Raw genomic sequence first — 8,903 nt, 5'->3', positions numbered from 1 at the left:
GGGGGGGGGGGGGGGGCGCGGGGGGGGGCGGTCCGGTCCCCCCCCCCGGGGGGCGGGCCCCCCCCCGGGGCGCCGGCCCCGGCCGGGCACCGGTACCTCCGCCGGGCATCCGTGCCCCGGCCGTACCCCACGGCCGGCCGGACAGGATCTAGGCTGGCCATATGGTCAATCTGACGCGCATCTACACCCGCACCGGCGACAAGGGCATGACCACGCTCGGCGATATGAGCCGTACCGCCAAGACCGATGTGCGGATCGCCGCGTACGCCGACGCCAACGAGGCGAATGCCGTCATCGGTACGGCGATCGCGCTGGGCGCACTCCCCGAGGAGCTGGTGAAGGTCCTCGTCCGGGTCCAGAACGACCTCTTCGACGTGGGCGCGGATCTGTCGACGCCGGTGGTGGAGAAGCCCGAGTTCCCGCCGCTGCGGGTCGAGCAGTCGTACATCGACAAGCTGGAGGCGGACTGCGACCGTTTCCTGGAGCGGCTCGACAAGCTGCGCAGCTTCATCCTGCCCGGCGGCACCCCCGGCGCCGCCCTGCTCCACCAGGCCTGCACGGTCGTACGCCGCGCCGAGCGCTCCACCTGGGCGGCGCTGGAGGTGCACGGCGAGACCATGAACGCTCTGGCGGCGACCTATCTGAACCGTCTCTCCGACCTTCTCTTCGTCCTCGCCCGTGTGGCGAACAAGGACGTCGGGGACGTGCTCTGGGTCCCGGGCGGCGACCGCTGAGGGCCACGCGCGTCCCGGACAGGCCCGGCCGGCGGACCGTGGACCGGCGGACCGGTTGACCGTCCTCAGCGGTCGGCGAGCAGTTCCGCGTCATGGGCCAGGACCGCCGCCTGTACGCGGTTGGCGCAGCCCGTGCGCGTGAGGATCCGGCTGATGTGCGCTTTGACCGTGCTCGCGCTCAGATACAGCTCGTCGGCGATCTCGGCGTTGGACAGGCCGGTGCCCAGCAAGCGCAGGACGCTCCGCTCGGCGGTGGTCAGCTCCTCGACCTTGCGCCGGGCGGCCTGGGTGTCATGGGCGGACCGTACGTGCTGTGCCATCAACCGCCGGGTGATCCGCGGCGCGAGCACCGGCTCACCGCCGGCGGCGCGGCGTACCGCGTGGATCAGTTCGGTGGGGCCGGTGTCCTTGAGGAGGAAACCGCTCGCGCCGACCCGCAGGGCCCGGGTCACGCTCCGCTCCTCGCCGAATGCCGTGAGCATCACCACGTAAGTGGACGGCGAGATACGGGCGATGTCCTCGGCGGCGGCGATCCCGTCCTTGGCCGGCATCTGGATGTCGAGCAGCGCCACGTCGACGGTCCGGTCGCGGCAGGCCGCGACGGCCTCGTGGCCGTCACCCGCTTCGGCCACGACCTCGATGTCCTCGGCGTTCTCCAGGATCAGCCTGATGCCGGCGCGCATCAACGCCTCGTCGTCGGCTATCAGGACCCGTATCACCACCCCGTCATCCTAGGACGTGTTCCTCGCCCTGAAGCGGCCTCATCTCAGAGCGGCGATCGTCAGCAGCACGATCAGAAAGGTCACCGTGGGCAGGATCACGAGCGTGGCCGCGCAGCCCGCGCCCAGCACCCGGGGCCAGGTGAGTACCTCGTCCGACAGGGGCGGGCGGGTTCCGGCGGGCGGGGTGCCGCCGCCGCGAAGGGCCCGGGGCGCGCCGCCGGCGGGTCCGTCTACGGCCGACGGAGGTCCCGTGGCCGACGCGGGTTTCACCGCCGGCGGGGGTACGGCCGGGGTGATCGCGTGCGGACGGTACGGCAGTACGGCGGCCAGCCGGAACCCGCCGTCCCGCAGGGGGCCCGCCGTGAAAGAGCCCCCGAGCAGGGCGATCCGCTCCTCCAGACCGGCCAGTCCGCTGCGGCTTCCGGTCCCCCGGTGATGTCCCGGGCGCGGCGCCTCGTTGGTCACGGAGACCTCGACCCGGCCGGAGCCGCCCCTGACCTCCACCCGCGTGGGCGCCCCGGCCCCGTGCTTGAGCACGTTCGTCAGCCCCTCGCGCACCACACGGTGCACCGACTGGCGGGTGCGCGGGCTCGGATCGGCCGTGCCGGGAAGCGCCCAGTCGAGTTCGACGGTGACTCCCGCTCGCCGGGACTCCGCCACCAGCGCGGTGATGTCCTCGTGTGTCCCCCGGTCCCCCTCGGGCTCGGGCACCGGCACCGCCGTGTCCTCGCGCCGCAACAGGCCCAGGATGTCGCGCAGTTCCTCCATCGCCGTACCGGCGGTGGTACGCAGCAGTTCGGCCTGGCCCGCCAGCGGCGGTGCCTGACGCGCGGCGGCCAGTTCCAGCGCCCCGGCGTGCACCGATATCAGGCTCAGCCGGTGGCCGAGGAGATCGTGCATCTCACCGGCGATACGGGTACGTTCCTCCAGCCGCGCGGCGGCGGCGGTCAGTGAACGGGCCTGTTCCAGATAGGCGTTGCGTTCCCGCAGCAGACTGACCAGAGGCCGGCGCCGCCCCAGCAGGATCCCGGCGAACGCGGGGAGCAGCACCAGGAGGACGGCGGAGACACCGTTCTCCGCCAGCTCCCGCGCCCACGCGCCCGGCCGGAACGGACTCGCGGCCGTCGTCAGCACCACGGTCACCGCGCAGGCCGCCCGGACGGCGTGCCACGCGCGGCGGGGCGGCGCGATCCGGCGGGCGGCGGGCAGCACGATCAGCGGTACGACCGCGAGCACCCATACGTTGGGGCCGACGAGCAGTGGCCCGGTACCCAGCATGGCGAGGACCGGCCGGTAGCGCCGCAGGGGCACCAGGAGGACCGTGTACAGCGCCTCCAGTACGGCCAGGACAGGCCGGTCCGGACGCACCAGCAGCAGGGGGACCAGCCCGAGGGCCGCCGTCAGCAGACAGCCCAGCGCCTCGGCGGCGACGGTACGGCGCGGGGCATGGCGCAAGGCGGCCCAGCCCTCCACCGCTTCGCGCCGCAGCGACCGTACAGCCCGCGCCGACCGCGGGCCGAGGGCCGAGGGCCGACCGCGGGCCGCCGAGTGCCGACCGCGGGCGGAGTGCCGGCCGGGGAGTGTGCGCCGTCGCGGCCCTCCCGCGTCCCCATCCGCGGCGCGTACGTCCGGGCAAGCGCCTCACCGTCATCCCCGCCCTCGCCCTGGAGTGTGTCCGCGCGGCAACGGTAGCGTCAGCCGCACCGGCCGGGTCAGCGCGGGGGCGACCCGCACGGATCGGCCCCTCACGTGCTCAATCGGAGACTCAGGTCCGCCTTCAGCGCGGTCAGGTCCACTCCCTGCGCGCGCAGTTGTTCCGAAACCGGTCCCTCGGCGTCATCGAGGAGCGCGCTCACCAGGTGCACCGTCCCGACGCCGGGGGCGCCGTGCTCGGCGGCGGTGAGCTGTGCCACGGCCACGGTCCGCTCGGCGGCGGCGGAGAGCGGCACGTCCTCGGTCACGGGGGGCGGATCGACGGCGAGTGCCGACAGGGTCAGCGACGCCGGGCGCACTCCGTGCGTACGCAGCAGACCTGCGGCCTCATTGGCGGACACCAGCGCCTCGGGCAGGGACCGTCCGGCGATGGACAGCGCCCGGTCCAGGGCCAGGACGGCCAGCAGCAGATCGATCGGTTCCACCTCGCCCCGTCCGCACCGCACGGCCTGGCGGACGGCCTCCGTGGACACCGCGAACACGACGGGCGTGCCGTTGACCGCGCTGCCGGACACCCATGACATCACCGTGCGTGCCAGCCAGTTGCTCCTGTCCTCCAGCAACCCGGCCCGGCGCAGGACCACGACGGCCGGGGACTGCGGCCGTTCCGCCCCCGGCCCTTCCTCCCCCGCCGCGGCCCGGGTGTCGAGAGTGTCCAGCGTGGCGTACGCGGCGGCCGGGTCCAGCCGTTCCCGTACGCAGGCTTCCCGTGCCCTCGTGCCGGGGATGTCCAGCAGGGCGCGGGCCACGTGCCGGGAGCCCGCACCGAGGCTCCCCTCCGCGCGGGCGAGCCGGAGGGCGTGGAGCAGACAGGCACGCAGCGCCCGGGACGGCTCGGGCCAGACCCGGTCGCCCGCCGCGTCCTCTCCCCCGGAGCCCCGTATGGTGTACCGCCGCGCCTGGCGCCAGACGGCGTCGACCTCGTGCTCGTCACCGGGTACGGCCGACGTGCCGCTGTCGTCGCCGCCGCCGTCCCCGCTGTCGCCGTTGTCGTCGCTCACCCATCCGCGACCCGCCCGGCCGTGGATCATCCCGCTCAGCGAGCCGGCCCGCCGCATACCGGGGGCGATCGCCTCACCGGCCGCCGAGTCACCGAGGACCAGTGCGGCCAGCAGGTCGTCCGTACCCACGCTCCGGAACTCCTGCTTGAGCGCGCGGAGCAGCGTCGCGACGAGAAGGTCGAGGACATCGGACTCGAACTCCGTGGTCTCGCCGTCGAGTCGCTCGGCGCCGGTACGCGCCGTGAGCGGAGGTCGTTCTTCCATCGGGTTCCCCTGGGAGTTCGCGGTGTCGGCCGTGGCCTGGTGCGGGAGACGCTAGGCGCCCGCCTCACACCACCACATCGGCCGACCGGCCACACCCGCGGTCCGATCGGCCACCGTCTCACCGCTTCGTGATCGACGAGGAGCGCTTCGGGCCGGTGGGTCCGGGGCCGGGATCGGGACTGCATCCTTCGATGTATCCCGCGCTCCCCCCGGATGGGGAGGACCGTGTCCCGCGGGCCGTGTTTCATGGGGAGGGTGAGTTTTCCCCTCCGGCTCCCGCGCCCGTACCGCGACGGCCTCCCCCGCCACGACGGCCACCCCCGACGAGACGCTCTCCCCGGCCGCGTCGGCCGTGCGCACCACGCCGGCCGTCCGCACCGTCACGACCTGCTGATCGCCGCGGCCGGGCTGCTCGGCGGTCTGGTGCTGTGGGCCGTCGGGCTGCACACCATCCAGGACTCCCGGCCGCTGACCGGGGCCTGGGCGCTGCTGCCGATGGGCGTCATGGCCGGGCTGGAGACGCTGCGCAGGACCGCGCCGCGGACAACGGTGATCGTCGGCACACTCACCCTGGTCGCCGACCAGTTCACCAGCGGCAGTCTGGCGACGGTGCTGATGTTCACGGACCTCATGTACGCGGCGGTGCTGTACGGAACACCGGCCGCCGCCCGCCGTATCCCCTGGACCACGGCGCTGGTCACGGTCGCGGTGCCGATCGGGCTCGTCTCCTGGATCCCCCGGACCGACGTGCTGCTGGTCGGTGTGTTCACCGGGCTGATCAGCTTCGGCCCCGCCACCACCGGCGCCCTGGTGCGCAACCACCGCGACGCCGCCGAGGCGGCCCGGCTGCGGGCCGAACAGACGGCCCTGCTGGCCGAGATGGACCGGCGTCAGGCGGTGCTCGCCGAGCGCGCCCGGATGGCCCGTGAGCTGCACGACATGGTCGCCAACCATCTCTCGGCGATCGCGATCCACTCCACCGCCGCGCTCTCCCTGGACGACGAGGCGACGACCCGGGACGCGCTCCTTGTCATCCGGGAGAACAGTGTCGAGGGGCTGGCCGAGATGCGGAGGCTGATCGGGCTGCTCCGGGACAACGGCCCGGACGGCGGCGCGGGCGGCGGGACCGGACCGGCCGCCGCGCCCACCCTGCGCGCGCTGGACACACTGCTGGCACAGGCCCGTACGAACGGCGCCTCCAGCGGTCTCGGCTTCGCCCTGGACGACCTGCGCCAGGACAGCGCGCTCGTCCTCCCCACCCCCGTCGAGCTGGCCGCCTACCGCATCGTCCAGGAGTCCCTGACCAACGCGCTCAAGCACGCCGCGCCCGGTACCGTCACCGTCCGACTGGCCTGTACAGCAGGGGAGTTGAGGGTGCGGGTCTCCAGTCCCTTCGGCGACCGGCCGGGGCCGCGCGCGCCCGGCTCCGGCGCCGGTCTGATCGGGATGCGCGAGCGCGTGGCGCTGCTGGACGGGGAGTTCGAGGCGGGACCCGTCGCCACCGGTGACGGTACGACCATCTGGCTGGTACGGGCCGAACTGCCCGTCGACGAGGGAAACGGTACGGCATGACGAGCAGCGGTACGGCATGACCATCCGGGTTCTGGTCGCCGAGGACCAGTCGGCGGTACGCGCGGGTCTGGTGCTCATCCTCCGCAGCGCGCCGGACATCGAGGTCGCCGGGGAGGCCGCGGACGGCGAGGAGGCGGTCGCGCTGGCCCGTGAACTGCGCCCCGATCTAGTGCTGATGGATATACAGATGCCCCGGCTCGACGGTGTGTCGGCGACGCGCGCCGTGGTCGCGGAGGGGCTCGCGGACGTCCTCGTACTGACCACCTTCGATCTGGACGAGTATGTCTTCGGGGCGCTGCGCGCCGGGGCCGCCGGTTTTCTGCTGAAGAACGCCGAGGCCGGTGAACTGCTCACGGCGGTACGGACGGTGGCCCGCGGCGAGGGCCTGATCGCCCCGGCCGTGACCCGCCGGCTGATCGCCGAGTTCGCCACCGCGTCGTCCGCGCCCGCGTCCGCCCGCCGGTCCGGAGCGGCGGCCGATCCGGAGACGCTCAGCGGCCTCACCCGCAGGGAGCGCGAGGTGCTCTCCTGTCTCGGCGAAGGGCTGTCGAATGCCCAGATCGCCGTACGTCTGACCATGGCGGAGGCTACGGTGAAGACACATGTGAGCAGGCTGCTCGGCAAGCTCGGACTGCGCAGCCGGGTACAAGCGGCGGTGCTGGCACAGGAGTTGGGGGTCTGATCCGACCCGGGCCGCGAAGGGGCACGAACGGGGCCTCGAACGAGCCGCCGACGGACCGTGAGAAGCGCCCGGAACGACACCCCTGATCGGCGTGTCCCTCGGCCGGCTCCACCGCGCCTTTGGTCTGGACCTATTGACGAGTGGTCCAGACCTTCCTACTCTCACCGCACACGCTGCGGTGAGCCGTCGCAGGGTGAGCAGTGCACGGACCCACCCCCCGCTTTGTCCGGTACTCACCTGAGGAGCACGCTTGAACATCCAACCCGCCCTCCACAGAACGCGATTCAGATCCAAGGCTGTCGCGGGTCTGACCGCGCTGCTGCTTCCGCTCGCGGCCCTGGTCGGACTGGCCACCCCCGCGGAGGCCGCCGCCTCGGCGACCGCCACCTACGCCAAGACCTCCGACTGGGGCACGGGCTTCGAGGGCAAGTGGACGGTGAAGAACACCGGCACCACCAGCCTCAGCTCCTGGACGGTGGAGTGGGACTTCCCCTCCGGCACCGCCGTCACCTCCGGCTGGGACGCCGACATCACCGGTTCGGCCAACCACTGGACCGCCAAGAACAAGTCCTGGAACGGGACCCTCGCCCCCGGCGCCTCCGTGAGCTTCGGCTTCAACGGCTCCGGTGCGGGAGCGCCGTCCAACTGCAAGCTCAACGGCGCCTCCTGCGACGGCGGACCGAGCGTCCCCGGCGACAACCCGCCCTCGGCTCCCGGCACCCCCACCGCGAGCAACATCACCAACACCGCGGTGACGCTGAGCTGGACCGCGGCCACCGATGACAAGGGCATCAAGAACTACGACGTCCTGCGGGGCGGTACGAAGATCGCCACGGTCACCGGTACGACGTACACCAACACCGGTCTGACGGCGGGCACCGACTACTCGTACACCGTCCAGGCGCGTGACACCATCGACCAGACGGGCCCGGTCAGCGGCGCCCGCGCGGTCCGCACCACCGGTGGCGGCGGCACCGACCCCGGCAACCCGCCCCCCGGCGGCAAGGTCAAGCTCGGCTACTTCACCGAGTGGGGCGTCTACGGCCGCAACTACCACGTCAAGAACCTGGACACCTCGGGTTCCGCGGCCAAGATCACGCACATCAACTACGCCTTCGGCAACGTCACCAACGGCAAGTGCGCGATCGGTGACTCCTACGCCGACTACGAGAAGGCGTACACCGCCGACCAGAGCGTCGACGGTGTGGCCGACACCTGGGACCAGCCGCTGCGCGGCAGCTTCAACCAGCTCCGCAAGCTGAAGGCCAAGTACCCGCACATCAAGATCCTCTGGTCCTTCGGCGGCTGGACCTGGTCCGGCGGCTTCACCCAGGCGGCACAGAACCCGGCCGCCTTCGCGCAGTCCTGCTACGACCTGGTGGAGGACCCCCGCTGGGCCGATGTCTTCGACGGCATCGACCTCGACTGGGAGTACCCGAACTCCTGCGGTCTGACCTGTGACTCCAGCGGCCCGGCCGCGTTCAAGAACATGGTGCAGGCCATGCGTGCCAAGTTCGGCACGAACAACCTGGTCACGGCGGCCACCACGGCGGACGCCTCGCCCGGTGGCAAGATCGAGCAGACCGACTACGCGGGCGCTTCCCAGTACCTCAACTGGATCAACGTCATGACGTACGACTTCTTCGGCGCCTTCGCCGCGCAGGGCCCGACGGCCCCGCACTCCCCGCTCACCTCGTACCAGGGCATCCCGCAGGCGGGCTTCAATTCCGCCGACGCGATCGCCAAGTTCAAGGCGCAGGGCGTGCCGGCCAACAAGCTGCTGCTCGGCATCGGCTTCTACGGACGCGGCTGGACCGGTGTGACGCAGGCGACGCCCGGCGGCACCGCGACCGGCGCCGCGCCCGGCACGTACGAGGCCGGTATCGAGGACTACAAGGTCCTCAAGAACACCTGCCCGGCCACCGGCACCATAGCGGGCACCGCGTACGCCAAGTGCGGCAGCAACTGGTGGAGCTACGACACCCCGGCCACCATCGCCACCAAGATGGCCTGGGCCAACCAGCAGAACCTGGGCGGCGCCTTCTTCTGGGACTTCACGGGAGACACCGCGAACGGCGAGCTGGTGACCGCGGTCAAGAACAGCCTCGGATAACCACCGCTACGGCTGGACGAGGCGGTCGGCAGACACCGGGAGGACGGGGCCGTCGTGAGCCTGGTCGTCTGCGATCTCAACGGCCTGAAGCGGGTCAACGAC

At 72.3% G+C, this 8,903-nt stretch carries 7 protein-coding genes; 4 read left to right on the top strand and 3 right to left on the bottom strand.

All coding sequences use genetic code 11. The features are described from left to right. The first annotated feature begins 161 nt into the window (after nt 1-161). The gene (locus tag ACWGDX_RS38850; RefSeq protein ID WP_453633474.1) at nt 162-734 is read left to right on the top strand and encodes a cob(I)yrinic acid a,c-diamide adenosyltransferase; all 573 of its coding nucleotides are present in this window, start codon (nt 162-164) and stop codon (nt 732-734) included. Nucleotides 735-799: 65 nt separating this feature from the next. Here the strand turns inward: ACWGDX_RS38850 and ACWGDX_RS38845 are convergent, their stop codons facing one another. The 3 genes from ACWGDX_RS38845 to ACWGDX_RS38835 form a co-directional block, all read right to left on the bottom strand. Continuing rightward, nucleotides 800-1,453 (bottom strand): response regulator, encoded by a 654-nt coding sequence (locus ACWGDX_RS38845; RefSeq protein WP_453633476.1) that lies wholly within the window; start codon nt 1,451-1,453, stop codon nt 800-802. A gap of 42 nt (nt 1,454-1,495) precedes the next feature. After that, on the bottom strand, nt 1,496-2,911 hold the full coding sequence (locus ACWGDX_RS38840) for a sensor histidine kinase (RefSeq protein WP_453633472.1): 1,416 nt from the start codon (nt 2,909-2,911) through the stop codon (nt 1,496-1,498). A gap of 290 nt (nt 2,912-3,201) precedes the next feature. Beyond that, the gene (locus ACWGDX_RS38835) at nt 3,202-4,434 is read right to left on the bottom strand and encodes a Clp protease N-terminal domain-containing protein (protein WP_453633470.1); all 1,233 of its coding nucleotides are present in this window, start codon (nt 4,432-4,434) and stop codon (nt 3,202-3,204) included. Between the two features lie 246 nt (nt 4,435-4,680). Between ACWGDX_RS38835 and ACWGDX_RS38830 the strand changes: the two genes are divergently transcribed. The 3 genes from ACWGDX_RS38830 (at nt 4,681) to ACWGDX_RS38820 (ending at nt 8,801) form a co-directional block, all read left to right on the top strand. Next, nucleotides 4,681-6,006, top strand: a complete 1,326-nt coding sequence (locus ACWGDX_RS38830) for a sensor histidine kinase (RefSeq protein ID WP_453633468.1) — start codon at nt 4,681-4,683, stop codon at nt 6,004-6,006. Between the two features lie 16 nt (nt 6,007-6,022). After that, nucleotides 6,023-6,688, top strand: coding sequence for a response regulator (locus ACWGDX_RS38825; RefSeq protein ID WP_453633466.1), 666 nt, complete (start codon nt 6,023-6,025; stop codon nt 6,686-6,688). Between the two features lie 250 nt (nt 6,689-6,938). Then, entirely contained in the window at nt 6,939-8,801 is a 1,863-nt protein-coding gene (locus ACWGDX_RS38820) for a glycosyl hydrolase family 18 protein (protein WP_453633465.1), read from the top strand. Nucleotides 8,802-8,903: the final 102 nt, after the last annotated feature.

The sequence above is a fragment of the Streptomyces sp. NPDC055025 genome (genome assembly GCF_053608565.1).
The sequence above is the reverse complement of the archived record's forward strand: the minus strand, read 5'-3'. Positions and strand labels throughout refer to the sequence as shown.

What these genes read in the sequence shown, in the direction of transcription:
- ACWGDX_RS38850 (WP_453633474.1), top strand. Translation starts at nt 162, where the DNA reads ATGGTCAATCTGACGCGCATCTACACCCGCACCGGCGACAAGGGCATG.
- ACWGDX_RS38835 (WP_453633470.1), bottom strand. Translation starts at nt 4,434, where the DNA reads ATGGAAGAACGACCTCCGCTCACGGCGCGTACCGGCGCCGAGCGACTC.
- ACWGDX_RS38830 (WP_453633468.1), top strand. Translation starts at nt 4,681, where the DNA reads ATGGGGAGGGTGAGTTTTCCCCTCCGGCTCCCGCGCCCGTACCGCGAC.
- ACWGDX_RS38825 (WP_453633466.1), top strand. Translation starts at nt 6,023, where the DNA reads ATGACCATCCGGGTTCTGGTCGCCGAGGACCAGTCGGCGGTACGCGCG.